Here is a 24,672-nt window from a genome sequence, read left to right on the forward strand (position 1 = left end):
GATTTTTGGGCGAAATAAATGTTTCTGAGTGGGGCGCGGGTCTGCTGTTACTCGCCGTCTTCAGTATTTCAATGGTGGAGTCACTGGCTGTGGTGGGTTTACTGGTGCCGGGAATCGGCCTGTTGCTGGCCCTGACTCTGGCCGCGGCCGCGGGGGATATCCCTCTCTGGTTATGGGTCGCATGTGGCACTGCTGGGGCTTTTCTCGGGGACGGCGTCAGCTTCCTGCTCGGGCAGCGCGCCGGTCCTGCTGTTCACCGCTGGCGGTTCTTTCAGCGTCACCCGCACTGGCTGACACGCGGTGAAGCTTTCTTTCAGCGTTGGGGCATATGGAGCATTATGACAGGTCGCTTTATCGGGCCTATTCGTCCTGTGGTGCCGCTGGTAGCGGGTGCTATGCGTATGTCACCGCGTCAGTTCTGGTTTGCCAATGCCATCTCCTCGCCTGCCTGGGGCATGGCGTATCTGGCGACCATGTACTGGTTGGGTGAGGCATTCCGCGATACGTTTGACCTCCCCGTTATTGCTTCACTGCTCGCTTTTGCCACCCTGATTGCACTGGTGGTCAGTGTGCTGGTTAATCAGCGTCATCGCTGATCAATGACTGGCAGAGTCGTCGGAATGGCGGCTGCGCTCATACGCGAGGTCTTTCTTAAGCGAACCCATCTGGTATTCGAGGTCGGCGTTCTTCTGGCGTAGTTCGCGGTTCTCCTGCTCATGGGCTTTGTAACGCTCAGCCATACCTTCCAGTTCCTGCTGTGCTTCATTGACGGCGCTTTTCCAGCGCTTACCCAGAACGGATGCAGTCAGCGCGGCTCCTAATACGAAGCTGGCAATAATGGCTGCAATTAACATCATTTTATGGTCCTCAGGGTGTCTTGATTGAGACTCAATGATAACGAAAACCTGATACCATGCGCACCTGAATTACTGTAGGAGAAGGTTGTGTCTATCACTCAGTTTGTTGCCAGCACAGGCGCCCGTATGCGCGTGTTTGATCTTGGACGTCGAATAGCAAAAATCGGCCTGAGCGAGTTTGAAGCGATTGAGGATCTGGCCCGACCTTATCCAACACCTTATCTACGTCATGCCTGGGTCGGTATTCTCAGCTGGAACCCGGATGAACCGGGGCAACACAATATCTGGTTTCTGAAGTTGCCGTTGGATGAGCAGAATATCCTGCAGCCGGGACCGCGTGATCAGTTTCTGCAGCACTGGCTCCGTGTCGTACAGCATCCGGATAAAGATCACGGTGAGGCGCCTTGTGCGTTTAAGCCCGATGGCAACCGTATGTCTTACTTCCACTCTATTGCTCTGAAAACCCTGAAGCAGCCAGAGACGCAGTACTACGCGACGGCACGCGCTTATTTCAGCGGCGATACTGGCTGGCAGAACTGGCAGCAGTTGGGGCTGCAAGGGATTGCTGAAGTTGTCGCCAGGTTGGATGAAAGTAATAACAGCGAGCTGTTGCAGAAGGCACTACCCGAAATGGATAACGCTGGTGCGAGTGTTCCGCGCAATGTTCTGTTGGGCTTTCTTGAGAATGCCGAACCTGATGTGAATCTGACCATTGCCCTGATAGACTCGCTGGCTGAAGCTATGAAAGGCCAGCCCGACGCCACAGCACTCGCGCTCTATTGCCGCGCGATGTCGCAGAGTGTCAGCGTTAACCACCGTCGGGAGGTTTTGCAGCTGGTGTTGCAGCATCCATTGGCGAGTGAAGTCGAGATTCTCAGTGCTGTCGGAAGTCGCTGCTGGAATGACCTCGAAGGAGACACGCTGAGCCTGTATCTCGAGAAACTTGCTCAGGCAGGACAGGATGTATTCCTTGCTCTGGTGGCCGATCTGATGACTTTACCGGGCAAGCGTAAACAGATTTTAGAAGCCTTCCGTAATCCGCAGCGCAGCGATGAGCTGGGAGCTGCTATTGGTGTGCTGATGAGCGCAGCCCGCAGTGGTGTGCAATGAGTCTGAATGAGGCCCAACCGGGAACCTTGTGCCCCTGCAACAGTGGTAAAGACTACAGAGTTTGTTGTGGTTTGTACCATGAGGGTGAAGTCGCACCGACGCCTACGGCACTGATGCGCTCTCGCTACTCGGCCTTCGCTCTGGAAAATGCCGATTATCTGTTAGCTACCTGGCATAAGGACTATCGCCCGCAAACCCTGGAGTTCGCCGCCGATACCCGGTGGACAGGGCTCGATATTCTGGAGGAAGGCAGCGACGGAGACACAGGCACGGTTCATTTTATTGCCACCTTTAACGAAGATGGTGAGTGGCTTCTGCTTGAAGAAAAGTCGCGTTTTGAACGGCTGGGTGGGCGATGGTATTACCTTGCCGGAGAAACCGATTTTCGCTCGCCCGATGTCGGCCGGAATGACCCCTGCCTGTGCGGCTCGGGGAAAAAGTGGAAAAAGTGCTGCGGCTGAGTCGCTTCTGATTTTTGACAGCAGCCTTTTCTGAAGATTTGAGGGCTGCTTATTTATCTGAGGGCTGCATGCCTTTGAGTAGCATGCCCCAGGTCATGGCTAATGCACCGGCCATAGAAAGCAATAACATCACGTTAATAAAGACGGTGTTGCGCTGGTAGTAGCTTAGCTGGGGAACTGCTTCTTCTGAACAGGCACCACTGGTATAGTCATAGTGCAGCCCGGCATCGGTACATTGACCGGCTGACATTAATTCAAAGCCGAAGGCAACAATCAGGGTAATCGCAGGAAGGGCGAATAACAGGGAGCCGTAACGCGTCAGCATGTGCGCAATCTCTCTAAACGCAGAAAGGAAACTTGACAGAAGTTATAAGAAGTCTGCATCTTACCCCTCACTGCTGGTTCACCACAACGATAATAAGTGTTTCATGAAAAAGATTTCTTTGCTTGTTTTGTCCGCATTTCTCGCGGTGTCGAATGCCTGGTCTGCAACGCCTGAGCAATTGGATCAGCTGCTGCAGCAGATCAAAAACGACATATCAGCGAAACGTCTTTCGTCACCGGAAGGCAACAATGCGCTGGAAAAAATAACTCAGTTCCGCAGTGAAGCGCCTTTCGATTATCGCGTGGTGCCGCTCGCTTATGACTGGGGTGAGGCGTACGTGGCCTTGTCTGCGCAGGCGCGTGAGAAGGGCCAGTTGAGCAAAGCTCAGGGGTATCTGGATAACGTCTGGAAAGTAGCCGCTTTGACGCCGGGCCTTGAAGATGAGCAGCGTGCTCTGGATCAGGCTAAGGCAAGCTCTGGCGTCGATACCCGCGCCGTCGCCGCGAAAGAAAAAGCCGACGCCGAAGAACAGGCCCGTCAGCGTGAGCTGGCTGCGGCAGCTGAGAAAGAAAAAGAACGTTTACGTATTGAAGCTGAGAAGCAACGCAAGATAGCCGCTGCCGAAGCCGCAGAAAAACGACGTCGCGAAGCCGCCGAAAAGGCGCGTAGAGCAGAGCAGGAACGTCAGCGTCGCGCAGAACAGGAGCGTCAGCGCCAGATTGCCGCTGCAGCCGCGGCCAAGCAGAAGGCCTCAAGTTCGTCGCCAGTATTGAATTCACCGATCGATCTCGATGATATTGCTTTGGACCCTGTTGCTCCGGCACCTGCGCCTAAGCCACGTCTGGCGGCGCCGAAGGCCGCTGCGAAGACACCGACGGCTCAGTCCACGCGACTCTGGGCCCAGGCGAAAGAAGAGAGCGACGCTATTGCTGAATATACGGTGCCACCTCAGGCACTCCAGTCTAAAGACCGTGCTATTGCCGAAAAAATGGGCGATATCTGCCAGAAGATGGTGGACGAAGACGCTTCGGTGGTTGTTCATTCGGCCAGTAAGTCGGATTATCGTTGGTTGGCTGTACGCCTGACTCTCTGCGCACGTCGCATTGACCGTGGATACCGCCTGCGCCACAGCTATCAGCCAGTTGCCGTTGGGGAGTCTGCGATCGTGGCGCTGCACCCACCGCGCGATTCTTCTCTGCTTAAGCAGGTCGGTCAGTAAGCCGTCGGAAATGCCGGTCGTGGTTCCCTCGGGTGGAACCAATACCTGTGGCTCGGGTCGTATGAGCGGATAGCGCTGACAAGCGCGTCAGCCGTGATACAATCCGGGCCATTATTGTTTTAATTCAGCCAATACTGATAGCGAACCATGTACTTATTCCGTCTGTTTATTTCTGCGTTACTCTTTTCCTTTTCTTCTCTGACTCTTGCTGCTGTCATTATCCCTAAACCTCCTGTCCTGGACGCCACAGCCTATATCCTGATGGATGCAGATAGCGGCGAAGTTCTGGTTGAGCACAACTCGGGTGAGCGTTTGCCGCCTGCGAGTATGACCAAGATGATGACCAGCTACATTGCTGTTCACGAAATGGTTGAAGGCAATGTGACCGAAGACACCATGGTGCCGATCAGTGTGACCGCCTGGAAAAAAGGCGGCTCTAAGATGTGGGTCCGTGAAGGCACTGAAGTGAAAATGATCGACTTGCTGCGCGGTATTATTGTGCAGTCAGGTAACGACGCGTCCATCGCAGTCGCTGAGTATTTTGCCGGGTCTGAGAGTGCGTTTGCAGGGTGGATGAACCAGTACGCGCAGGAGTTTGGTATGTTCGACACCAACTTCGAGAATGCGACAGGCTGGCCCGCTGAAGGCCACCTGACAACGGCACGTGATCTTGCTTTGTTGGCGAAGCACATTATTAAAGACCACCCGACTTATTACAGTCTTTACGCTGAAAAGTATTTCGAATACAACGACATCCGCCAGCCAAACCGCAATAAACTGCTGTGGCGTGATCCGAGCGTGGATGGCCTGAAAACCGGCCATACGGAAGAAGCTGGATACTGTCTCGCGGCATCAGCTAAGCGTGATGACACTCGCCTTATTGCCGTTGTGATGGGGACACGCAGCGAAGAAGCGCGTGCACGTGAGACTCAGAAACTTCTGGGCTACGGTTTCCGCTATTTTGAAACGCACAAGCTCTACAGCAAGGGCGATGTGCTGGCGACTGAGAAAGTCTGGCTGGCGAAGCAGGACACCATCGACCTGGTGGTTGCTGAAGACATTTACATGACCCTGCCGCGTGGCTCGCGGGATGAGTTAGTCGCAGAAGTCGTTAGCCCTGATTATCCAGAAGCTCCGCTGTCGGCCGGGCAGGGTGTTGGCACGCTGACGCTGAAGATGGGTGAGGAAGAACTGGGCAAGCATGATCTTGTTGCAGCGACGGATATTGAAGAGTCGGGCTTCTTTGGACGTCTGATCGGATCCATCAAACTTTTCTTCGTGCGCCTCTTCGCCTGAAGCTGGTGCCACTAGGCTGCCGCTGACCGTACTGGCAGCACACTTTTCATGTCTGCCGCTTGAAAATTCAGGCGGCAGCATCCATAAATGTAACCATTGTTCTGTTTATCTTCTGAGATACCGCCGTGAGCCAACCTGAAGCCCCTAAAATTGAGTTTCCCTGTGAGAACTATCCGATCAAAGTGGTCGGCGAGGCGATGGAAAACTACGAAGAGGTGATCGTCGAAATTGTCCGTGTTCATGCGGAAGACTGTGACATGGAGCGAATCCGCATTCAGGAGAGTTCGAATGGACGTTTCCGTTCCGTGACCCTCTATATCACCGCGACGGGTAAAGATCAGTTGGTTAATATCCACAAAGACCTGATGGCCCACGCTAACGTACGCATGGTGATCTGATGCAGACCCGCATGCTGGGGTTGGCAGATTATCAGACGGTCTATGATGACATGACGGCCTTCACCGAAGGACGCAATGACGAAACTCCAGATGAGCTCTGGTACCTTCAGCATCCTCCTGTGTTTACTCAGGGGCAGGCCGGTAAAGCTGAGCACGTTCTGTTTCCCGGTGATATCCCGGTCGTGCAGACCGATCGTGGTGGTCAGGTAACTTACCATGGTCCTGGTCAGCTGGTGGTGTATCTGATGATCGACATCGCCCGCCGCGGTTGGGGGCCTCGACAGTTAGTCAGTGCTATTGAACAGGCCATCGTTGATACTCTGGCAGAGTGGAATATCGAAGCCTCGCCGCGCAGCGACGCGCCAGGTGTTTACACGGGCGAACGGAAAATTGCCTCGCTGGGCTTAAGAATACGCCATGGGCGCTCATTTCATGGGCTGGCGTTGAATATAGACATGGATCTTGAACCCTTCCGCCGGATTAACCCCTGTGGGTATGCGGGGATGGAGATGACGCAGATGACTGCCGAAACTGACAGCGCAGTGAGTTTCGACGCAGTGACCGACCGTCTCGACTATCATTTACAGCGCCTGCTAGCCAATGACGGTTCAGGTACTGATGAAACGACTCCGGAGTAATTGATGTCAGAACGACGCAAAGTAGTGCAGGGCGAAAAACTGCGAGGTGCAGATAAAGTCGCCCGCATCCCGATTAAAGTCATTCCGACCGAAGAAATACCGCGTAAACCAGACTGGATCCGCGTGCGCATTCCAGCGACTCCGAAGATCAATGAGATTAAGCAGAAACTGCGTAAGCATAAGCTGCATACCGTTTGCGAGGAAGCCAGTTGTCCTAATCTGGGAGAGTGTTTCGGCGGCGGTACCGCAACCTTTATGATCATGGGCGACATCTGTACACGTCGCTGCCCGTTCTGTGACGTTGGCCACGGCCGTCCTAATCCTCTGGATACCGAAGAGCCAGTCAACCTGGCGACCGCGATTGCTGATATGGGCCTGAAGTATGTGGTGATCACCTCGGTCGACCGTGATGATCTGCGTGATGGTGGCGCCCAGCATTTTGCCGACTGCATTCGCCTGACCCGTGAGCATAGTCCGGGTATTCAGTTGGAGGTTCTGGTGCCTGATTTCCGTGGTCGCATGGAGGTCGCACTCGATATCCTGACGGAAACTCAACCTGACGTGTTTAACCACAATCTTGAGACGGTACCGCGTTTGTACAAGGAGTGTCGTCCGGGTTCCAACTATGAGTGGTCTCTGACGTTGCTGAAGGAATACAAAGCCCGTAATCCTGAGATCATCACCAAGTCAGGTCTGATGCTTGGATTGGGTGAGACGAATGAAGAAGTGGTTGATGTGATGCGTGACATGCGCGCGCACAACATCGATCACATCACCCTTGGCCAATACCTTCAGCCAAGTCGCGATCACTCACCAGTGAAGCGCTTCGTTACACCGGAAGAGTTCAAAGAATTAGGTGATATCGCAAAAGAGATGGGCTTTATTCGTGTGACCAGCGGGCCGCTTGTGCGCTCTTCCTATCACGCTGATCAGCAGGCCGAAGGCATCGATGTCAGCGGCGTGCCCGTCAGCTGAATAACTGACCGGCACGTTATAAGCGGGGCACGACAGGCTCCGCTTATATTCAGGCCTGTTTCAGCATCGAGTACAAGTCATCTTTCAGGTGTACACGCTTCAGTCGTAAAGCGTCGAGGGTGTCATCCGAAGCGGGTGTGGTGTCTTCTTCAATCTTACGTACTTCTTTGTCCAGCTCGTGGTACTCATCGAAGAGGCGGGCGAAATGCCGGTCCTTCATTTTCAGCTCGTGGATCTGGTCAGCCATGTCTGGGAAGTCGTGGTGTAAATCATGATGTTCGACGTTCATAAGTTTCCTCCTGTTGGGATAATCTCAGATTACCCCTGTTGCACGTAACGGCATTGACCTGTGTCAGGTAGATGAGTTCCTCAGATGTACTATTCCATACATTGTGTCTGGACTAATTTCAGGTTGTGGTCATTATTTATAGGTAACTCAATTAGTAAGTAGTTTATTCAGCCACGAGGAAGAAAATGCCAAGCAAGCCGCTTTTGAAGCCATGACGCACTCTGCGGAACAGGGCGAAATCGTGCGCTACATGGAGCAGATCTCTATGTGCCAGAAACTTGATGAGCTGGCACAGGCACTACTGAATCTGCTCTCGCGTTTTGGTCTGAATGCCGTTTTTTCGTGCTGGCTCGAAGGTGATGAATGGCCTCACTATTTTTCGCATTCGGGAGCGGCTTCTCCACTTGAACAAGATCTGATGCAGTCCGGTCACGGTGGTGGTCGTATCATGGAGTTCGGCCGCCGGATGTTGGTGAATTATCCGCGCACGGCACTTCTTATAAAAAACGTACCCTATGAAGACGAAGCGCGGTTTGGGCGCATTAAAGACCATCTGGCCGTGGTGCTTAGCGCTACCGACGCTCGCGTGAGCAGCCTGAATATGGAAGAGCGTCTGCGTCAGAAAGATCGTCTTCTTGATGTTGTGTCTGATGTTAAACACACGCTGCTGGATGTTCAGAAGCGTCAGGATGAAATGAAGATTCGTGCAGCGAATGAGCGGGACGACGTTAAGCTTGAGCTGCGCGAGGAGCTCCTGACTCTCGGTCTGCATGAAGAGCGCATGTTGAGTCTGGTGATGGATTTTCTGAAGAGCCTCGAGGGTCTCTACAACGAGGCTATGGATTGGCAGGAAGATCTCGAGCCGGTCATGCAGGCGATTGAGTTTGTTGTCAGTGGCGGTGAGCAATCAGCCTGATACTCACCGCGTCAGCCACAGAATCAGCTGGCTTTAACCAGAGCCTGATGTATCCATTGCTTCAACTGCTGAGCAGGTAGGGCGCCTGCCATCTGGTCGATCACCTTACCGTTTTTGAACACCATCAGTGTGGGAATGCTGCGTATCGAAAACTGGCCAGCGGTCAGCTGCGCGTGTTCCGTATTCACCTTAGCGAAGCGGGCCTGATAAGGCATAGCCGCGGCAACATCCTTGAATATCGGTGCCATCATCTGGCAAGGGCCACACCAACTTGCCCAGAAGTCGACGACAACGGGCAAATCATTCTTTGTAATAAAGCGTTGGAAGCTCGCGTCACTCAGGTCTGTGACTGAGCCCGTGAATAGCGGACTTTTACATTTGCCGCACTGTCCGGGCTGATTCTGTTTTTCGTCTGGGATGCGGTTGATGGCTCCGCAGTCCGGGCAAGTAATATGCATAACTGTCTCCTGTTGTTTTACCTATATGAGGCGACAGTTATGTATTTCAAGGGGCCGGTGAAATATTGAGTGCTTCCTGCAGGAAGTCATCTTTTTCACGTTCACCAATAATCCGGCCGCTGGCGTTGTCAGCACCGGGCTCGAAAAACAACACTGTGGGCGGGCCAAAGACTGCCTGAGCTTTCATAAAGGTCTGATGCTCGTCAGTGTTGTCGGTGACATCCAGCTGTATCCACTGTACATGGCTCAGACGTTGTTGCGCTTCGTCAGTCGCGAAGATTTCTTTGTCAATAATTTTGCATGAAATGCACCAGTCTGCGTACAGATCGAGCATGACGGGTGTGTTTGCATCGGCGATCAGACCTTTTACTTCTGCAACTGACTCTGTCTGGTAAAACGGGCTGACATGAACGTCTTCAGCGTGACCGAGTGGATTCAGAGGGTCTGAACGGCCGCTGACAGCACCTGCAAGCGCGATGATACCGTAAGCAAAAACACCCACTGCAACCGGCTTTATCAGGCGCTGTGGTCCTTCATTGGCGGTATTCAGTGCACCAGCGGAAACACCTGCGCCGACGGCGAGCGCACCCCATAAGCCCAGTACGATATATCCGGGTAATAATCGGCTGACCAACCAGATCGCCACACCAATCAGCATGATGCCGAACAGATACTTAATACGCTCCATCCACATTCCGGCTTTTGGTAAAACGCTGGCTCCGGTAGTGCCCAGGACAATCAATGGCGTTCCCATGCCGAAGCCGAGCGCCAACAGGGCAAGCGCTCCGCTTGTGGCGTCACCTGTGGTACTCAGATAGGCGAGTGCACCGGCTAAAGGTGCAGAGACGCAAGGCGAGGCAACCAGTGCTGACAGAACGCCGATAATAAAAACGCTACCAGCCTGACCACCGCTCTGTTTCTGGCTGGCCGCATTCAGGCGATTACGTATGCCCGAAGGTAATTGCAGCTCATACACACCAAACATGGACATCGAGAGCACGATAAAAAAGATCGCAAAACCGATTAATACAGGTGGACTCTGCATCATAGCCTGTACGTTGGCACCAGCGCCAAGCAGACCAACGGTCAGGCCTGCTGCGGCATACGTAATGGCCATGCCGGTGACGTATAGAAACGAGAGCCAGAAGCCCCGGCCTGCGCTGGTCTGGCCTCCACCCAGTACAACACTGGTCAGGATGGGAACCATAGGCAATACACAGGGGGTGAATGTCAGGCCCAGACCGAGCAGAAAGAAGATACCAATGACCGTGGGTAGCGAGCGGCCAGAAAAGAAAGAGTCGTCGCTGCTGGCGGATGACTGGCTGCTGGAAATCGCACTATCGCCGGTGCTGGCTGCATCAGTGATTGGGTTGGCGACGGGTTCAGTAATGACGACTTCACTGGTCTGAGGTGGGTAACACAAGCCCGCATCGGCGCAGCCCTGATAATGGAGAGTCGCGGTTCCGGGTGTCAGGCTGGCGGTGTCAAAAGAGACTTCCAGTTGACCGTAATAGGCGACGATGTCACCAAAGGCTTCATCGTATTTTTCTTTGCCGTCTTTAGACCAGGTGGCAGGGTCAATTCTTACCGCCCCCTGAGTCAGATAGATACGGTGCTCATAAAGGTAGTAGCCGTCGGCATTCTGCCAGTGTGCAGTAATCTGGCCGGGCTCTGTATATGTTTCTAGCGGAAAAGCCTGTTCGACAGGCAGGAAATCATCCGAACCGCCAAGGCCGTCCAGCAGACCGGAATGCGCCGGGATGCTGGTAATAAACAACAAGAGCCAAAGTCCTGCGCGCATCATGTGATCTGTTACTCCGTCAGGTGGTTCGTTCTACTGCGATGGCTGCCAGTGCTGCGAGAGCATCGCGTGCGACTGATGCTGGTAAGTTTTCCAGGTGCTTCTGAGCACGGTCGCGACATGCATTAGCCTGCTGGCGCGTATAGTCGAGAGATCCACAGCTTTTCACAACACGCAGGACTTCGTTCATGTCATCCAGTCCGCCCTTACGGATAGCGTTGCGGATAAGCTGTCGGTCGTCTTCATTCGCATGTGCCATGGCATGAATCAGAGGCAGAGTGGCTTTCCCCTCGGCGAGATCGTCACCGACGTTCTTACCCATCTCTTCAGCATCACCTTCGTAGTCGAGCACATCATCGACCAGCTGAAAAGCCATACCCAGTTCTTTACCGTACTCTTTAAGGGCAGTGCGATCCGCGTCACTTAATTCGAGCAGTGCCGCCGCTGAATGGGTAGAAGCTTCGAACAACATGGCGGTTTTGCCGTGGATGACTTCCATGTACTGAGCTTCGGTAGTGTCGGGGTTTTTGACGTTGGTGAGCTGCATAACTTCGCCTTCTGCAATGACGCAGGTGGCGTTAGAAAGTATCTTCATGACGGGCATAGAGCGTAGCTCGACCATCATTTCGAAAGCGCGGCTGTATAGAAAGTCACCGACCAGAACGCTGGGAGCGTTGCCCCAGCGGGCATTGGCAGTTGGGTTTCCACGGCGCATATCAGACGTGTCAACGACGTCATCATGAAGCAATGTCGCGGTATGCAGGAACTCAATCACAGTGGCGAGTTTCACTGCGTCAGCATCGGCACGATCGAATGCTTTCGCTGTCAGTAGGACAAGAAGAGGGCGGATACGTTTACCGCCACTGCTGACGATGTATTCGGCGATTTTTTCAACCAGAGGAACTCGGCTCTCGAGCTGCTCGTGGATCAGCTTGTCGACGGCCTGAAACTCTTCGTTAACCGTGGCAAGTACGTCTTTAATATGCATGGATTCGGGTGCCTGCTTTATAATGCAACGAATGCTAGGGAGGCCGACCCGCCCTGTCAAGAAAAAGGCCTGTTCCATACTTGCGGCCAAAACAGGAGTGCGGTATAGTCTCGCGCCCCGAAATTACGCTCCCTGCCATATGGACGCCAGAGTGCTGCCAATAGAAGCAGGCTAAAGTAGCGAGAGGGAAAGGCAGTGCGAAAGGCTGGCGCTATGGCGTCAGTAACGGCGACAAAGGCCACGCACTGAAAAGTCATGCACACTAAGTGCTAGCGGAGAATTACAGTTATGTACGCTGTAGTAGTCACTGGCGGTAAGCAATACCGTGTTGAAGAAGGTCAGACTCTGAAAGTTGAGAAACTGGAAGTTGCAACTGGCGAAAACGTTGAACTGGAAAAAGTTCTGCTGATTGGTAACGGCGACGATGTTAAAATCGGTGCTCCAGTGGTTGAAGGCGCTAAAGTAACAGCTGAAGTTGTTAATCACGGTCGTCACAAGAAAGTGAAGATCATGAAGTTCAAGCGTCGTAAGCACCACATGAAGCAGATGGGCCACCGTCAGTGGTTCACTGAACTGAAAATCACCAGCATCGCTGGCTAAACACTAATTTCAGAGGTCCGCGCGGTTAACACCGCCGCATCCGCAGTGTTGCAGTGACCTCGCAGCTAGGAGTAAAGCAATGGCTCACAAAAAAGCTGGTGGTTCTACCAAGAACGGTCGCGATTCCGAAAGTAAACGCCTTGGCGTAAAACTGTTTGGCGGTCAGACTGCTAAAGCTGGCGCGATCATCGTTCGTCAGCGAGGCACCCGTTTCCACGCTGGTGAAAACGTTAAGATCGGTCGTGACCACACTCTCTTCGCTACCGCTGAAGGCGCAGTGAAGTTTGAGGTCAAAGGTAAGAACAACCGTAAGACCGTAAGCATCGTTCCAGCGGCTTAATTGCACCGGAATATGCTGATGCGCCCTGACTGCATAGCAGTTGGGGCGTTTTTATTTGTACATCCCAAACCAGAGCGTTATTACCATGAAGTTCGTTGATGAAGTCCGTATCGCTGTAGAAGCTGGCAAAGGCGGCAATGGCTGCGTCAGTTTCCGTCGTGAGAAATTCATCCCTAAGGGCGGCCCGGACGGCGGCGACGGCGGTGATGGCGGTTCTGTATACCTTGAAGCCGACGAGAACACCAATACTCTGGTGGATTATCGCTACACCCGTCGCTTTAAGGCCGAAAATGGTCGTCCGGGTGCGGGTCGTAACTGTACTGGTGCCAAGGGTGATCACATCGTCTTGAAAGTACCCGTAGGTACGACAGCGATTGATGATGACACCAACGAAGTACTGGGTGATCTTACCGCGCATGGTGACCAGCTGCTGGTGGCTCAGGGTGGTTTCCACGGATTGGGTAACACGCGCTACAAGTCATCGACGAATCAGGCGCCGCGCCAGTCAAAACCGGGGCAGCCGGGCGAATCACGTAACCTCAAGCTTGAGCTGAAGGTGCTGGCAGATGTCGGTCTGTTGGGCTTGCCGAATGCGGGTAAATCGACCTTTATCCGCTCGGTATCTGCAGCGACGCCGAAAGTGGCGGATTATCCGTTCACGACTCTGGTTCCGAATCTCGGTGTTGTTTCCATCGAAGAATACCGCAGTTTTGTGATTGCCGATATTCCAGGGTTGATAGAAGGTGCGGCGGACGGTGCTGGCCTTGGCACACGCTTTCTCAAGCATCTGGTGCGTACTCAGCTGCTGCTGCATATTGTTGATATGGCGCCATTTGATGATTCAGACCCTGCAGAGCGCGTAGAGGCCATCAGTCGTGAGCTTGAGAACTTCTCGCCCGGACTGGCGCTGCGTGATCGCTGGCTGGTGCTGAACAAACTTGATCTGCTGCCTGAAGAAGAGCGCGAGGCTCGTTGCCAGGAAATTATTGAGAAGCTTGAATGGGATGGTCCGGTGTATCGTATTTCTGCGATCAACCGTGACGGTACTCATAAGCTGGTGTGCGACATCATGGAGTATATGGAAGAGCGTCGCGAACGAGCAGCCGAAGACGAAGAGTTTGCTGAGGCTATTCTGGCCGAGCGCGAGCAGGTCGAAGAAGAGGCGCGCGAGCATCTCGAAGCGCTGCATGAGCGTCGTCGTCAGGAGCGGGCAGAGCGTAAAGCTGCTAAGCAGGACGATGATGATGACGACTACGATGTGGAAGTCGTCTACACGAACGAATAATTCGACAAACGAATAACCCGAAAAAAGACTAATCCGTGCCGGACAGTAACGCATGACAACAGAGCAGTGGCAGGCTTCGCGTAACAATCTGAAAGACGCAAAACGCTGGGTGATTAAAATCGGCAGTGCGTTGTTGACGAATGACGGCAAAGGCCTGAATCGTGAGGGTATGCAAAGCTGGGTAGATCAGATTGCTGGTCTGCTCAATGCCGGTCATGAAGTGGTGCTGGTCTCTTCAGGCTCAGTTGCTGAAGGTATGACCCGCCTTGGCTGGAAGACCCGCCCGGATGAAGTGCATAAACTGCAGGCAGCGGCCGCCGTCGGTCAGATGGGTCTGGTACAGGCCTACGAAACCTCTTTCTCAAAACACGGTCGGCATACTGCGCAGGTGTTACTGACGCATGATGATCTGAGCGACCGTAAGCGCTACCTCAATGCTCGCACCACGCTGCGTACTCTCCTTGATATGGGGGTTGTTCCCATCATCAATGAAAATGACACTGTGGTAACGGATGAAATCTGCTTTGGTGATAACGACACGTTGGGTGCGTTAGCGGCCAATCTGGTGGAAGCAGACCTGCTGGTTATTCTCACGGATCAGGATGGTCTGTACACGGCGGACCCGCGCTCAAACCCCGACGCAACGCTGATCTTCGAAGGCATGGCTTCTGATCCACAATACGCCGCGATGGCCGGTGGCGGCGGTGCGCTTGGGCGTGGCGGTATGGTCACCAAAGTGCGTGCAGCAACGCTGGCTTCGCGCTCTGGAGCGGATACCCTGATCGTTGGTGGTCGCATAGATAATGTTATTTCCCGCCTGCATCAGGGCGAACTGGTGGGCACTCTGCTGAAAGCCGGGCAGGCGCCAGTGGCTGCGCGAAAGCAATGGATCGCAGGCCATCTTAAGACCCACGGTATACTCACGCTGGATGATGGTGCAGTGAAGGCGCTCCGCACTGGCGGGCGCAGTCTGTTGCCAATTGGTGTCAGCAAAGCCACAGGTCGCTTTGAGCGCGGTGAGGTGGTTGAATGCCGTGATGAGCGTGGGCAGTTGGTCGCCAAGGGGCTGGTGAATTACAGCATCAGCGAAGCGCAGAAGATTTTAAAAACACCGACGTCCGGACTTGAACAAGCGCTGGGAACGGTAACAGAGCCCGAGATGATTCACCGGGATAATCTGGTTATTCTCTGAACCAGAATGTGTGAGCACTCAACAGGATTTTACTTCAGGAGATAAAAGACATGATTGAGACGGTTAACGTAGCCGGTCTGGACGTGAACAACGACAAGCCGTTTACGCTTTTCGGTGGTATGAACGTGCTGGAAAGTCGCGATCTGGCGATGAAAATCTGTGAAACCTACGTCGAGGTGACCGGAAAGCTGGGCATCCCGTACGTATTCAAGGCATCGTTCGATAAAGCGAACCGTTCTTCGATCAATTCTTACCGTGGTCCGGGCATGGAAGAAGGCCTGAAGATTTTTGAAGAAATCAAAAAGACCTTCAATGTTCCTGTGATTACTGACGTTCACGAACCGTATCAGGCGGCGCCTGTTGCTGAAGTGGTTGATGTTATCCAATTGCCAGCGTTTCTGGCACGTCAGACCGATCTGGTGGTTGCGATGGCTGAAACCGGTGCGGCGATCAATGTGAAGAAACCTCAGTTCCTGGCACCACACGAGATGCGTCACATCATCAAGAAGTTTGCCGAAGCCGGTAACGACAAGGTCATGCTGTGTGAACGGGGTTCAAGCTTTGGTTACAACAACCTGGTGGTTGATATGCTGGGCATGGACGAAATGAAAAAGCAGGCGCCAGTGATCTTTGATGCGACACATGCACTGCAGCGCCCGGGTGGTCGTGCTGATTCCGCCGATGGCCGTCGCCAGCAGGCGTTTGAGCTGGCGCGTTCTGGTATGGCGCTGGGCATTGCTGGTCTCTTTATCGAAGCGCACCCGAATCCTGCAGAAGCCAAGTGTGACGGCCCGTGCGCGCTGCCGCTGGATAAGCTGGAGCCGTATCTGGCACAGATGAAGGCGGTTGATGATCTGGTGAAATCTTTCGAACCTGTGGTTATCGACTGATTCTGATCTCTGGCTCGCATTGAGCTTAAGGTAAAGGGGCTGTAGCTGTTGACAGCCCCCGCTTATATCCGGATAATTCCGGCCCTCTCTGGGTACCTACACACAAGCGCGTAGATTCCCGACTAAAGTTAATAACCGAATTTGAGGAGCCGACTGTGGCAAATTCCGCTGGTTCTCGTAAACGCGCCCGTCAGGCTATCAAACGTCGTGCCCGTACTATGGCACTGCGTTCTATGGTGCGCACTTATGTTAAGAAAGTTAATGCCGCCATCGAAACTGCTGACTACGAGCAGGCTCAGGCTGCGTTTACTCAAAGCAAACCTTACATCGACAAGTCTGTGACTAAAGGCATCATGCACAAGAACGCTGCTGCCCGCATCAAGAGCCGTCTGAACTCTAAGGTTGTCGCTCTGAAAGGCTAATCGCTTTTTCAGATCGAAGAAAAACCCGCCAACGGCGGGTTTTTTTGTGTATAAATACCGCATATCCGCACGGAAACGCTTATGTCCGCTACGCCTGAATCCGGCCCCGAGGCTAAAAGCAGCAGTCTGCTCCGCTCATCATCCATTGTCAGTGTTATGACCCTGCTGAGTCGGGTTCTGGGGCTGGCGCGCGATATTATTGTGGCGAATTATTTTGGTGCGCGGGTCGATGCGTTTTTTGTGGCATTTAAGATTCCCAATTTCTTCCGAAGATTATTTGCCGAAGGCGCGTTTTCCGTGGCGTTTGTGCCTGTGCTTAGCGAGTATCGTACTCAGAGGGCATTTGACGAAGTCCGCCTGTTGGTGGCCCGTGTATCCGGGATGTTGGGGCTGGCCCTGTTGGCCGTGACTTGTCTGGCGATGCTGGGTGCTGATTACCTGCCCTGGGTATTTTCGCCGGGTTTTCGCAGTGACCCAGAGAAGTTTGCGCTGACGGGTGACTTGTTGCGCATTACCTTTCCGTACTTGCTGTTTATTTCACTGACGGCGTTTGCCAGCAGTGTGCTGAATACGTATGGCCGCTTCGCCGTGCCTGCGATTACACCGGTTATTCTTAATATCACGCTGATTGCCGCGACATTAGGCTTTACGGATTACTTTGAAGAGCCTCAGTACGCACTGGCATGGGGGGTATTCTTTGCTGGCTTGTTCCAGTTTATGTTCCAGCTGCCTTTTATTGCGCGTATGCGCCTGTTGGTTTTACCTTCCGTAAAGCCGAAAGATGAAGGTGTGCGGCGCATTGGTAAGCTGATGGTACCGGCGCTGTTTGGTGTGTCCGTCAGTCAGATCAATCTCCTGTTGGATACTCTGCTGGCCTCGTTTCTTGAGGACGGCAGCGTCAGTTGGCTGTACTACTCAGATCGCTTGAATAACCTGCCCTTGGGGGTATTCGCGATTGCTATTGGTGTGGTGATTTTACCTGCGCTGTCGGGTAAGCACGCGGCTGCAGACAAAGAGGCGTTCTCTCGCACCATCGACTGGGCAGTTCGTATGGTGTTTATGATAGCGACGCCTGCTGCTCTGGCTCTGGTGCTTCTCGCAACGCCTCTGATGGCGACGATCTTCTACTACGGTGAAGTCACGGCTTACGACGTCGGTAAGATGACTCTGAGTTTGCAGGCCTACGCCGTTGGGCTGCTCGCCTTTATGATGATTAAGGTTCTGGCGCCGGGCTATTACGCCCGTCAGGATACGAAAACACCAGTGAAAATTGGTATTCAGGCTATGGTCGTGAATATGGTGTTGAATCTGGCACTTGTGTACCCACTGCAGCACGCCGGTCTCGCTTTAGCGACCTCTCTGGCAGCTTATTACAACGTCTTCATGCTTTACCGCGGACTGCGTAAAAGTGGGGTATATCAGCCTCAGTCTGGTTGGTTGAAGTTCATGCTGATCCTTTTGCTGGCTAACTCGGCTCTGGCCGCCGTGTCTGTATGGTTGATGGGGGCTCCGGGAGACTGGTTAACCTGGGAAACGATGCAACGAATAAGTTGGCTGTCTGTGCTGGTTGGGGCCGGTGTGGTGGTGTATTTCGCCGTAATGACAGCGGCAGGGTTGCGTCTGCGTCATCTCCGCGGCGAGCTGTTCTGATCAGTGTTAAACCGCTATAATCCGTGCTTTTAATTTTGCAGCGGTACCTGTGATGCGCCTGATTCGTGGCCTGCACAATCTGAATGCCAGTTTGCCCGTCGATTTCGATGGTTGCGTCGCGACCATCGGGAATTTTGATGGCCTTCATCTTGGCCATCGCCGCATCCTGGAATCACTGCAAAAGGTATCAGCAGAGGACGGTAAGCCTACTCTGGTGATGATGTTTGAGCCTCAGCCTAAAGAGTTCTTTGCGCCTGATCTGGCGCCACCGCGTCTGGCAGGGTTTCGCGATAAGTTTCAGGATCTACGCGACGCTGGCATTGACTATCTTCTGTGCCTGCCATTCAACGAATCACTGCGAAGTATGTCTGCTGCTCAGTTTATCCAGAGTATTCTGATCGACGGCATTCAGGTGAAGCACCTGATTGTCGGCGATGACTTCCGGTTCGGTTGCGATCGCAGTGGTGATTATGCCGCACTGGAGACCGCTGGTAAGGTGTCAGGGTTCAGTGTTGACGATACCCCAACGCATGAAATTGCGGGTGATCGGGTAAGCAGCACCCGCGTTCGCAAAGAGTTGGCCCGTGACAATTTACCGATGGCTGCGGAGCTGTTGGGGCGTCCATATCAGATGTCAGGCCGTGTAGCCTATGGTCGCCAACTGGGGCGGACGCTGGATACACCGACAGCTAATGTGCTGATTAAACGTAGCCGACTGCCGATGACCGGTGTGTACGCAGTGCACCTGATTGAGCAGGAAAGCCGCGAGGAATACATCGGCGTGGCTAATCTGGGTGTTAAGCCGACGATCAGTGGTGAACCTGAGCCATCATTGGAAGTCCACGTGTTTGGTTTCAGTGGAAACCTGTACGGTAAACACCTGACCGTCTCTTTTATGCAAAAGATTCGTGATGAAATGAAATTCGACGGACTTGATGCGCTCAAGTCTGCAATAGACTCTGATAAGAAAGCGGCGCGGGCATATTTTGCTTCGCGACCGGATTCTTTCCGATTTGACCGATAACAGGCCGCGCATTAACGCAGCAGGCCCCTGACGCAATCAGTGAATTTATGAACGATAAAGTGGAAAGCCAATACAAACCGACATTGAACCTGCCGGATACAGAATTTCCAATGCGTGGAAATCTGGCAAAGCGTGAGCCTGAAATGCTGGCGCGCTGGGAAGAAATTGGTCTGTACCGCAAAATCCGTGAAGCACGCGCAGGACGGGATAAATTTATTCTGCATGATGGCCCTCCGTACGCGAACGGCAATATTCACATCGGTCACGCAGTTAACAAGATTCTGAAAGACGTCATCATCAAGTCCCAGACGCTGAGCGGTAAAGATGCGCCGTATATTCCGGGCTGGGACTGCCATGGTCTGCCGATCGAACTGAAGGTTGAAGCTAAGGTTGGCAAAGTCGGTGAGAAGGTCAGCGCCAGCGAGTTCCGCCAGCATTGTCGTGAATACGCGGCTGAGCAGGTGGATGGTCAGCGCAACGATTTCAAACGCCTGATGGTTCTGGGTGACTGGGAAAACCCGTACCTGACCATGGACTTCAAATTTGAAGCCGACATCATCCGCACCCTTGGCAAGATCATTGATGCCGGACACCTGCACAAAGGCTTCAAGCCGGTTAACTGGTGTTCTGACTGTGGCTCTGCGCTTGCGGAAGCAGAGGTTGAATATCAGGACAAGAAATCCGTCGCGATTGACGTGAAGTTCACCTTCCCGGATACCCAGGCAATTGCTGGTGTATTTAACGTCGACGTCGATAAGCCAGTCAGTATCGTGATCTGGACCACGACGCCATGGACGTTGCCTGCTAACGAAGCGGTATCTGTTCACCCTGAACTGGAATACTCACTGGTACTGCTGAAAGAAGCGGACGAAGTTCTTCTGCTGGCTACAGACCTCGTAGATGACGCGGCTCAGCGTTATGGGCTGGATGCAGATGGTTATGAAGTTCTGGGCACTGCAAAAGGTAAAGCTTTTGGTCAGACGCCAGACCAGAATGAAGCGCCGTTTAAGGTCAAGCATCCGTTTATGCCGGGTAAAGAAGGCGGCGATAAATTCGTGCCTGTGATCACCGGCGAACACGTCACGGCCGATTCGGGTACCGGGGCTGTTCATACCGCGCCCATGCACGGTGTGGATGACTACGTTGTCTCGAACGTTTACGGCGTTAAATCCGACGAAATGCTGGTTGATTCTCAGGGTAACTTTATTGCCAACCCTGCCCTGGAAGCGCTTGAGCTGACGGGATTAAGTACAGCGGATAAAGGTAACTTCCGTGTACTGGGCATTCTGAATGAGCGCGGTGCTCTGGTGAAAAAAGCCAACATCACGCACAGCTATCCGCATTGCTGGCGCCATAAAACGCCGATTATTTTCCGTGCGACGCCGCAGTGGTTTATCAGCATGAATCAGGCAGGCCTGCTGGATCAGGCGATGAATGAAGTTGAGAACACCGTCGAGTGGCGTCCGTCCTGGGGTAAGGCGCGCATCGAAGGCATGATGAACGATCGCCCTGACTGGTGTATTTCTCGTCAGCGCACCTGGGGGGTGCCGATCGCACTTTTCGTTCACAAAGAAACCGCCGAACTGCATCCGCGTACGTCTGAATTAATTGCTCAGGTTGCAGAGCGCGTTGAAGGTGCAGGCATTGATGCCTGGTTTGATCTTGATCCGGCAGAGTTACTGGGTGATGAAGCGACTCAGTACGATAAAGTCGTCGATACACTGGATGTCTGGTTCGATTCTGGGGTGACTCACACGGCCGTCTGCATGGCGCGTGACGAGCTGGAAATGCCCGCCGACCTGTATCTGGAAGGTTCTGACCAGCACCGTGGTTGGTTCCAGTCATCACTGCTGACCAGCGTCGCAGCCTATGGCAAAGCACCCTACAAAACAGCACTGACTCACGGCTTCACCGTTGATGGTCAGGGCCGCAAGATGTCCAAGTCGATCGGCAACACGGTAGAACCTCAGAAGGTTATTAATCAACTGGGCGGCGACATCCTTCGCTGGTGGGTAGCCGATACTGACTATTCAGGTGAGATGACGGTTTCTGATGAAATTCTGAAACGCAACGCCGATTCTTATCGCCGTGTACGTAATACCTGCCGTTTCCTGTTGGCGAACATCAATGGCTTCACACCAGCGACCGATATGGTGCCAGCAGATCAACTGCTGCCACTCGATGCCTGGATGGTCAGCTACACAGAGCGACTCCAGGAAAAAGTCATCGCGCTTTACCACAACTACGATTTGAAAACGCTGACTAAGACGCTGATGAATTTCTGTGTATCTGAGTTGGGTGCCTTCTACCTTGATGTAATTAAAGACCGTCAGTACACCTGTAAAGCGGATAGCCTGCCACGTCGCAGTGCGCAGACTGCGCTTTATCATGTCGCTGAAGCGATGGCGCGCTGGATCGCGCCTGTGCTGTCTTTCACCGCTGAAGAAATCTGGAGCGCATTACCTGCGCCAGTGAGCGGTGAGCGCGAAGAGTCAGCTCAGCTTTCAGAGTGGTATACAGACTTTCCGCAGATTGCCGCGTCCGAGTTTAATGATGCTTACTGGCGCTCCGTCATGGAAGCCAAAGAAGCGGTCAACGGCGCGTTGGAAAAAGCACGCAGTGAAAAACGCATTGGTGCATCTCTGAGTGCTGAAGTCGTATTGTTTGCTGCTGACGAGCTGAAAGCCAAACTGGATCGCTTGGGTGACGAATTACGCTTTGTACTGATTACCTCGGGTGCCGTTGTAAAACCTCTGAGCGAAGAGGGTGGCGAAGCGACCGACCTTGATGGTCTTCGCGTTGCTGTTATGGCATCCGACGCTGAGAAGTGTGAACGTTGCTGGCATCACAGTGAGACGGTGGGTAGCGACGATCGTCATCCAACCTTGTGCGGCCGTTGTGTCGAGAACGTTGAGGGTGACGGTGAAGTCCGTCATTACGCCTGATGAATGATTCAAGTGCTGTAGCGGACAGCGGACGCTCGCCGCTGATCTGGTTGTGGTTAGCCGTGCTGGCCGTGGTGCTGGATCAGGTGACCAAAGTGGCTGCGGAGAACATGCTGACCTACGCCCAGCCGGTGTACATCCTGCCTGTTCTGGACTTTACCTTGCTCTATAACCCAGGTGCGGCTTTTAGTTTCCTGGCGGATCAGGCGGGGTGGCAGCGCTGGTTCTTTACGATTATCTCTGCGGGCGTCTCGGTTATGTTGCTGGTGTGGCTGGCCAGACTTCCGCGAGGAAGTGTCTGGTTGCCTATTGCGCTGACGCTGATACTCGGCGGTGCCGTGGGCAATCTGATTGACCGGGTATTGTATGGGCACGTCGTCGATTTCATTTCGTTTCACTGGAACAACAGTTATTTCCCAGCGTTCAATATTGCTGACTCCGCGATTACATTAGGCGCGATTATGATGGCGCTTGATGTGGTTCGGGAAATTAAAGAAGAGCGGGCGAAAGCCTGACATCTGCGTACTAACGCTGCACCTTCATAGTGTGTGGCCCATTAAAAGGTGTGAATATGTCTCTCGGAATTATTGCTGACGGAAGTCGGGTAAAACTGCATTTTGCCTTGCGTCTGGCAGATGGGCAGGAAGTGGACTCCACCTTCGAAAATGACGCGGCTGAATTCTCGGTCGGCGATGGAAACTTACCCGAAGGCTTTGAAGAATGTCTGATCGGTTTAACCACGGGTGATCACAAGACTTTTACCGTGCCGCCCGAAAAAGCATTCGGGCAACCAAACCCGCAGAATCTTCAGGATATGAAACGCTCCGATTTTCCGGTGGATATGCCGGTGGCGCCAGGTTTGATGGTGTCATTCGCAGATGCTCAGGGGGCTGAGCTTCCTGGCGTAATCAGCTCTATTGAAGGTGACTACGTTGCCGTTGATTTCAATCATCCGCTGGCAGGAAAAGAGCTCCATTTTGAAGTTCAGATTCTCGAGGTGAAGGATGCAGATTAAGCTCGCTAATCCACGCGGTTTCTGCGCTGGTGTTGATCGGGCGATCGATATCGTTAATCGCGCACTGGAACTGTTTGAACCGCCTATCTATGTTCGTCACGAAGTCGTCCACAATAAGTTTGTAGTGAATGACCTGCGTGATCGAGGTGCTATCTTCGTCGACGAGCTAGATGAAGTGCCAGACGATAATATCGTTATTTTTTCAGCTCATGGAGTGTCTCAGGCTGTGCGTAAAAATGCAGCCGACCGAGGTCTTAAAGTATTTGATGCGACCTGCCCGCTAGTGACTAAGGTTCACCTTGAGGTGACCCGCTACAGCGCTCTCGGCCGAGAGTGCATTCTTATCGGCCATAAAGGGCATCCGGAAGTCGAGGGTACCATGGGCCAGTACGACTTCAGTAAAGGCGGAAATATTTATCTCGTTGAAGATGAAGAAGACGTTGAAGCACTTGAGGTCAAAGATCCTTCTGCCTTGTCATACGTAACTCAGACAACATTATCGATGGATGATACTGCCCGGGTTATTGATGCACTGCGTGCAAAGTTTCCTGAGATTACCGGGCCTCGAAAAGACGACATTTGTTACGCCACACAGAACCGCCAGGACGCCGTTAAAATCCTCGCGTCTGATTGCGATCTGATGCTGGTAGTGGGGTCGCCAAACAGCAGTAACTCCAACCGTCTCCGTGAGCTTGGTGAGCGTATGGGGGCAAAAGCTTTTCTGATCGACAATGCTTCCGAAATTCAGGCCGAATGGCTCGAGGGTGTTAAAGCCGTTGGCATTACTGCAGGTGCTTCTGCTCCGGATGTTCTGGTTAAAGAAGTCGTTGCTAAACTGGTATCACTCGGTGGTGAGGAGCCTGAGGAATTGCAGGGCAGAGAAGAAAACGTGGTTTTCTCGTTACCAAAAGAGTTACGGATGACCGAAGTGTAAGTCGATATTTCTCTGGTAATAAAAAACCCCGGCTAATGCTGGGGTTTTTTATTTGTTCAGCTGAAAGGTCACAGCTGCTTTTTAACGGTGTCCGTTCCTGCTTCAACGAGTTCAGAACGGCCAATACTGTTCATCACAATATCGCCATCTTTCTTTTGACTGTCTGTTGATGCAGCAGCAGTTATTTCAACGCATAGAGTTGCGTCATTATTGGGCGCATCACAATCACCTGCTGTGATGTTGTAGACATCAATAGCATGAGTATCTGTCGCAAAGCCAAGGCTGGACAATGCTGTTGCGTATTCGCGGTTTGCGAGGAAATATCGCTCCTGAGCTGCAAGTATTCCTTGCAGCTCCGCAATAGCATCGGAGCGGTTCGCTTGCCTTACGCTATCTTGGTAGGAGGGGTATGCGACAGCCGCGAGAATACCAACAATTGCTAGTACAACAAGAAGCTCAAGCAACGTGAAACCACGGTGGTATGTCATTGTTGTTCCTCCCAATAGTTGGTATTAAAGAGTTTACATCGTTCAAGGACGTCGCTCTCAGTAGTTACGCCAAAAAGTAACGATAGTGGAGGGCCACATGGGCCGCCGCCGCCGCCGCCGCCGCCGCCGCCGCCGCCGCCGCCGCCGCCGCCGCCG

At 53.1% G+C, this 24,672-nt stretch carries 28 protein-coding genes; 21 read left to right on the forward strand and 7 right to left on the reverse strand.

The features are described 5' to 3' along the window. Positions 1-5: 5 nt before the first annotated feature. Positions 6-596 carry a DedA family protein gene (locus AC5E51_RS12785; RefSeq protein WP_297533125.1) on the forward strand — a complete coding sequence of 197 codons (591 nt, stop codon included), beginning with the start codon at positions 6-8 and terminating at the stop codon, positions 594-596. Here the strand turns inward: AC5E51_RS12785 and AC5E51_RS12790 are convergent, their stop codons facing one another. Further along, on the reverse strand, positions 597-857 hold the full coding sequence (locus AC5E51_RS12790) for a DUF1761 domain-containing protein (RefSeq protein WP_076513174.1): 261 nt from the start codon (positions 855-857) through the stop codon (positions 597-599). It lies immediately after the preceding gene. 87 nt (positions 858-944) lie between these two features. On the opposite strand from AC5E51_RS12790, the gene AC5E51_RS12795 reads away from it, so the two are divergent. Together AC5E51_RS12795 and AC5E51_RS12800 are read left to right on the forward strand one after the other, a co-directional pair. Beyond that, entirely contained in the window at positions 945-1,967 is a 1,023-nt protein-coding gene (locus AC5E51_RS12795) for a DUF3549 family protein (protein ID WP_491778667.1), read from the forward strand. After that, positions 1,964-2,428, forward strand: a complete 465-nt coding sequence (locus tag AC5E51_RS12800) for a YchJ family protein (protein WP_076513178.1) — start codon at positions 1,964-1,966, stop codon at positions 2,426-2,428. Before AC5E51_RS12795 ends, AC5E51_RS12800 begins: the two co-directional genes overlap by 4 nt. 49 nt (positions 2,429-2,477) lie before the next feature. Here AC5E51_RS12800 and AC5E51_RS12805 read toward each other — a convergent pair whose 3' ends face one another. After that, on the reverse strand, positions 2,478-2,753 hold the full coding sequence (locus AC5E51_RS12805) for a hypothetical protein (protein WP_068444427.1): 276 nt from the start codon (positions 2,751-2,753) through the stop codon (positions 2,478-2,480). Positions 2,754-2,856: 103 nt separating this feature from the next. Between AC5E51_RS12805 and AC5E51_RS12810 the strand changes: the two genes are divergently transcribed. From AC5E51_RS12810 to lipA, 5 genes are all read left to right on the forward strand, one after another. Then, positions 2,857-3,972 carry a hypothetical protein gene (locus AC5E51_RS12810; protein ID WP_139325700.1) on the forward strand — a complete coding sequence of 372 codons (1,116 nt, stop codon included), beginning with the start codon at positions 2,857-2,859 and terminating at the stop codon, positions 3,970-3,972. A gap of 147 nt (positions 3,973-4,119) precedes the next feature. After that, positions 4,120-5,268, forward strand: a complete 1,149-nt coding sequence (locus AC5E51_RS12815) for a D-alanyl-D-alanine carboxypeptidase family protein (RefSeq protein ID WP_301388547.1) — start codon at positions 4,120-4,122, stop codon at positions 5,266-5,268. Between the two features lie 125 nt (positions 5,269-5,393). Then, positions 5,394-5,666, forward strand: a complete 273-nt coding sequence (locus AC5E51_RS12820; protein ID WP_068444435.1) for an HP0495 family protein — start codon at positions 5,394-5,396, stop codon at positions 5,664-5,666. Then, a complete protein-coding gene (gene lipB / locus AC5E51_RS12825; RefSeq protein ID WP_068436311.1) occupies positions 5,666-6,304 on the forward strand; it encodes a lipoyl(octanoyl) transferase LipB in 639 nt (212 codons plus the stop codon). The genes AC5E51_RS12820 and lipB overlap by 1 nt, the downstream gene beginning before the upstream one ends. A 3-nt stretch (positions 6,305-6,307) precedes the next feature. After that, positions 6,308-7,279: a lipoyl synthase gene (gene lipA / locus AC5E51_RS12830; protein WP_068444438.1), complete on the forward strand. Its 972-nt coding sequence runs from the start codon at positions 6,308-6,310 to the stop codon at positions 7,277-7,279. Positions 7,280-7,328: 49 nt separating this feature from the next. On the opposite strand, the gene AC5E51_RS12835 is transcribed toward lipA, so the two are convergent. Then, positions 7,329-7,568, reverse strand: coding sequence for an HP1242/YdcH family protein (locus tag AC5E51_RS12835; protein ID WP_297533122.1), 240 nt, complete (start codon positions 7,566-7,568; stop codon positions 7,329-7,331). Between the two features lie 211 nt (positions 7,569-7,779). On the opposite strand from AC5E51_RS12835, the gene AC5E51_RS12840 reads away from it, so the two are divergent. Further along, positions 7,780-8,484, forward strand: coding sequence for a hypothetical protein (locus AC5E51_RS12840; RefSeq protein WP_491778668.1), 705 nt, complete (start codon positions 7,780-7,782; stop codon positions 8,482-8,484). Between the two features lie 23 nt (positions 8,485-8,507). Here the strand turns inward: AC5E51_RS12840 and trxC are convergent, their stop codons facing one another. From trxC to AC5E51_RS12855, 3 genes are read right to left on the reverse strand one after another with little or no spacing between them, the layout of a single operon-like run. Continuing rightward, a complete protein-coding gene (gene trxC, locus AC5E51_RS12845) occupies positions 8,508-8,942 on the reverse strand; it encodes a thioredoxin TrxC (RefSeq protein ID WP_068444444.1) in 435 nt (144 codons plus the stop codon). Positions 8,943-8,988: 46 nt separating this feature from the next. Continuing rightward, positions 8,989-10,746, reverse strand: coding sequence for a protein-disulfide reductase DsbD (dsbD, locus tag AC5E51_RS12850; RefSeq protein ID WP_491778669.1), 1,758 nt, complete (start codon positions 10,744-10,746; stop codon positions 8,989-8,991). 16 nt (positions 10,747-10,762) lie between these two features. Beyond that, a complete protein-coding gene (locus tag AC5E51_RS12855) occupies positions 10,763-11,731 on the reverse strand; it encodes a polyprenyl synthetase family protein (RefSeq protein ID WP_297533118.1) in 969 nt (322 codons plus the stop codon). A gap of 288 nt (positions 11,732-12,019) precedes the next feature. Between AC5E51_RS12855 and rplU the strand changes: the two genes are divergently transcribed. The 12 genes from rplU (at position 12,020) to ispH (ending at position 24,028) form a co-directional block, all read left to right on the forward strand. Next, positions 12,020-12,331: a 50S ribosomal protein L21 gene (rplU, locus tag AC5E51_RS12860; protein WP_068444452.1), complete on the forward strand. Its 312-nt coding sequence runs from the start codon at positions 12,020-12,022 to the stop codon at positions 12,329-12,331. A gap of 79 nt (positions 12,332-12,410) precedes the next feature. Beyond that, complete coding sequence (rpmA, locus tag AC5E51_RS12865) at positions 12,411-12,671, forward strand: 50S ribosomal protein L27 (protein WP_068444456.1); 261 nt, start codon at positions 12,411-12,413, stop codon at positions 12,669-12,671. A gap of 85 nt (positions 12,672-12,756) precedes the next feature. Next, the gene (gene cgtA / locus AC5E51_RS12870) at positions 12,757-13,956 is read left to right on the forward strand and encodes an Obg family GTPase CgtA (RefSeq protein ID WP_301378227.1); all 1,200 of its coding nucleotides are present in this window, start codon (positions 12,757-12,759) and stop codon (positions 13,954-13,956) included. 52 nt (positions 13,957-14,008) lie between these two features. Continuing rightward, on the forward strand, positions 14,009-15,148 hold the full coding sequence (gene proB / locus AC5E51_RS12875; protein ID WP_068444462.1) for a glutamate 5-kinase: 1,140 nt from the start codon (positions 14,009-14,011) through the stop codon (positions 15,146-15,148). A 50-nt stretch (positions 15,149-15,198) separates the two neighbouring features. Continuing rightward, positions 15,199-16,038 (forward strand): 3-deoxy-8-phosphooctulonate synthase, encoded by an 840-nt coding sequence (gene kdsA, locus AC5E51_RS12880; protein WP_068444465.1) that lies wholly within the window; start codon positions 15,199-15,201, stop codon positions 16,036-16,038. Positions 16,039-16,193: 155 nt separating this feature from the next. Beyond that, positions 16,194-16,460 (forward strand): 30S ribosomal protein S20, encoded by a 267-nt coding sequence (rpsT, locus tag AC5E51_RS12885; protein WP_068442674.1) that lies wholly within the window; start codon positions 16,194-16,196, stop codon positions 16,458-16,460. A gap of 81 nt (positions 16,461-16,541) precedes the next feature. After that, positions 16,542-18,110 carry a murein biosynthesis integral membrane protein MurJ gene (gene murJ / locus AC5E51_RS12890; protein WP_297533116.1) on the forward strand — a complete coding sequence of 523 codons (1,569 nt, stop codon included), beginning with the start codon at positions 16,542-16,544 and terminating at the stop codon, positions 18,108-18,110. A gap of 52 nt (positions 18,111-18,162) precedes the next feature. Continuing rightward, entirely contained in the window at positions 18,163-19,134 is a 972-nt protein-coding gene (gene ribF / locus AC5E51_RS12895; protein WP_068444468.1) for a bifunctional riboflavin kinase/FAD synthetase, read from the forward strand. A 47-nt stretch (positions 19,135-19,181) separates the two neighbouring features. Beyond that, the gene (ileS, locus tag AC5E51_RS12900; RefSeq protein WP_491778670.1) at positions 19,182-22,079 is read left to right on the forward strand and encodes an isoleucine--tRNA ligase; all 2,898 of its coding nucleotides are present in this window, start codon (positions 19,182-19,184) and stop codon (positions 22,077-22,079) included. Further along, the gene (lspA, locus tag AC5E51_RS12905; protein WP_297533114.1) at positions 22,079-22,594 is read left to right on the forward strand and encodes a signal peptidase II; all 516 of its coding nucleotides are present in this window, start codon (positions 22,079-22,081) and stop codon (positions 22,592-22,594) included. The genes ileS and lspA overlap by 1 nt, the downstream gene beginning before the upstream one ends. A 56-nt stretch (positions 22,595-22,650) precedes the next feature. Beyond that, positions 22,651-23,094 carry an FKBP-type peptidyl-prolyl cis-trans isomerase gene (gene fkpB / locus AC5E51_RS12910; RefSeq protein WP_273088183.1) on the forward strand — a complete coding sequence of 148 codons (444 nt, stop codon included), beginning with the start codon at positions 22,651-22,653 and terminating at the stop codon, positions 23,092-23,094. Further along, positions 23,084-24,028 (forward strand): 4-hydroxy-3-methylbut-2-enyl diphosphate reductase, encoded by a 945-nt coding sequence (gene ispH, locus AC5E51_RS12915; RefSeq protein ID WP_068444479.1) that lies wholly within the window; start codon positions 23,084-23,086, stop codon positions 24,026-24,028. The genes fkpB and ispH overlap by 11 nt, the downstream gene beginning before the upstream one ends. A 68-nt stretch (positions 24,029-24,096) precedes the next feature. Here the strand turns inward: ispH and AC5E51_RS12920 are convergent, their stop codons facing one another. Continuing rightward, positions 24,097-24,516 (reverse strand): type IV pilin protein, encoded by a 420-nt coding sequence (locus AC5E51_RS12920; protein ID WP_297530490.1) that lies wholly within the window; start codon positions 24,514-24,516, stop codon positions 24,097-24,099. Positions 24,517-24,672 lie beyond the last annotated feature (156 nt).

Source organism: Thalassolituus sp., from assembly GCF_984348125.1.

What these genes read in the sequence shown, in the direction of transcription:
- AC5E51_RS12800 (WP_076513178.1), top strand. Translation starts at nt 1,964, where the DNA reads ATGAGTCTGAATGAGGCCCAACCGGGAACCTTGTGCCCCTGCAACAGT.
- ileS (WP_491778670.1), top strand. Translation starts at nt 19,182, where the DNA reads ATGAACGATAAAGTGGAAAGCCAATACAAACCGACATTGAACCTGCCG.
- proB (WP_068444462.1), top strand. Translation starts at nt 14,009, where the DNA reads ATGACAACAGAGCAGTGGCAGGCTTCGCGTAACAATCTGAAAGACGCA.
- kdsA (WP_068444465.1), top strand. Translation starts at nt 15,199, where the DNA reads ATGATTGAGACGGTTAACGTAGCCGGTCTGGACGTGAACAACGACAAG.
- AC5E51_RS12805 (WP_068444427.1), bottom strand. Translation starts at nt 2,753, where the DNA reads ATGCTGACGCGTTACGGCTCCCTGTTATTCGCCCTTCCTGCGATTACC.
- lspA (WP_297533114.1), top strand. Translation starts at nt 22,079, where the DNA reads ATGAATGATTCAAGTGCTGTAGCGGACAGCGGACGCTCGCCGCTGATC.
- fkpB (WP_273088183.1), top strand. Translation starts at nt 22,651, where the DNA reads ATGTCTCTCGGAATTATTGCTGACGGAAGTCGGGTAAAACTGCATTTT.
- AC5E51_RS12855 (WP_297533118.1), bottom strand. Translation starts at nt 11,731, where the DNA reads ATGCATATTAAAGACGTACTTGCCACGGTTAACGAAGAGTTTCAGGCC.
- ribF (WP_068444468.1), top strand. Translation starts at nt 18,163, where the DNA reads ATGCGCCTGATTCGTGGCCTGCACAATCTGAATGCCAGTTTGCCCGTC.
- lipA (WP_068444438.1), top strand. Translation starts at nt 6,308, where the DNA reads ATGTCAGAACGACGCAAAGTAGTGCAGGGCGAAAAACTGCGAGGTGCA.
- dsbD (WP_491778669.1), bottom strand. Translation starts at nt 10,746, where the DNA reads ATGATGCGCGCAGGACTTTGGCTCTTGTTGTTTATTACCAGCATCCCG.
- rpmA (WP_068444456.1), top strand. Translation starts at nt 12,411, where the DNA reads ATGGCTCACAAAAAAGCTGGTGGTTCTACCAAGAACGGTCGCGATTCC.
- cgtA (WP_301378227.1), top strand. Translation starts at nt 12,757, where the DNA reads ATGAAGTTCGTTGATGAAGTCCGTATCGCTGTAGAAGCTGGCAAAGGC.
- AC5E51_RS12840 (WP_491778668.1), top strand. Translation starts at nt 7,780, where the DNA reads ATGACGCACTCTGCGGAACAGGGCGAAATCGTGCGCTACATGGAGCAG.
- AC5E51_RS12810 (WP_139325700.1), top strand. Translation starts at nt 2,857, where the DNA reads ATGAAAAAGATTTCTTTGCTTGTTTTGTCCGCATTTCTCGCGGTGTCG.
- trxC (WP_068444444.1), bottom strand. Translation starts at nt 8,942, where the DNA reads ATGCATATTACTTGCCCGGACTGCGGAGCCATCAACCGCATCCCAGAC.
- AC5E51_RS12835 (WP_297533122.1), bottom strand. Translation starts at nt 7,568, where the DNA reads ATGAACGTCGAACATCATGATTTACACCACGACTTCCCAGACATGGCT.
- AC5E51_RS12790 (WP_076513174.1), bottom strand. Translation starts at nt 857, where the DNA reads ATGATGTTAATTGCAGCCATTATTGCCAGCTTCGTATTAGGAGCCGCG.
- rplU (WP_068444452.1), top strand. Translation starts at nt 12,020, where the DNA reads ATGTACGCTGTAGTAGTCACTGGCGGTAAGCAATACCGTGTTGAAGAA.
- ispH (WP_068444479.1), top strand. Translation starts at nt 23,084, where the DNA reads ATGCAGATTAAGCTCGCTAATCCACGCGGTTTCTGCGCTGGTGTTGAT.
- AC5E51_RS12920 (WP_297530490.1), bottom strand. Translation starts at nt 24,516, where the DNA reads ATGACATACCACCGTGGTTTCACGTTGCTTGAGCTTCTTGTTGTACTA.
- lipB (WP_068436311.1), top strand. Translation starts at nt 5,666, where the DNA reads ATGCAGACCCGCATGCTGGGGTTGGCAGATTATCAGACGGTCTATGAT.
- murJ (WP_297533116.1), top strand. Translation starts at nt 16,542, where the DNA reads ATGTCCGCTACGCCTGAATCCGGCCCCGAGGCTAAAAGCAGCAGTCTG.
- AC5E51_RS12815 (WP_301388547.1), top strand. Translation starts at nt 4,120, where the DNA reads ATGTACTTATTCCGTCTGTTTATTTCTGCGTTACTCTTTTCCTTTTCT.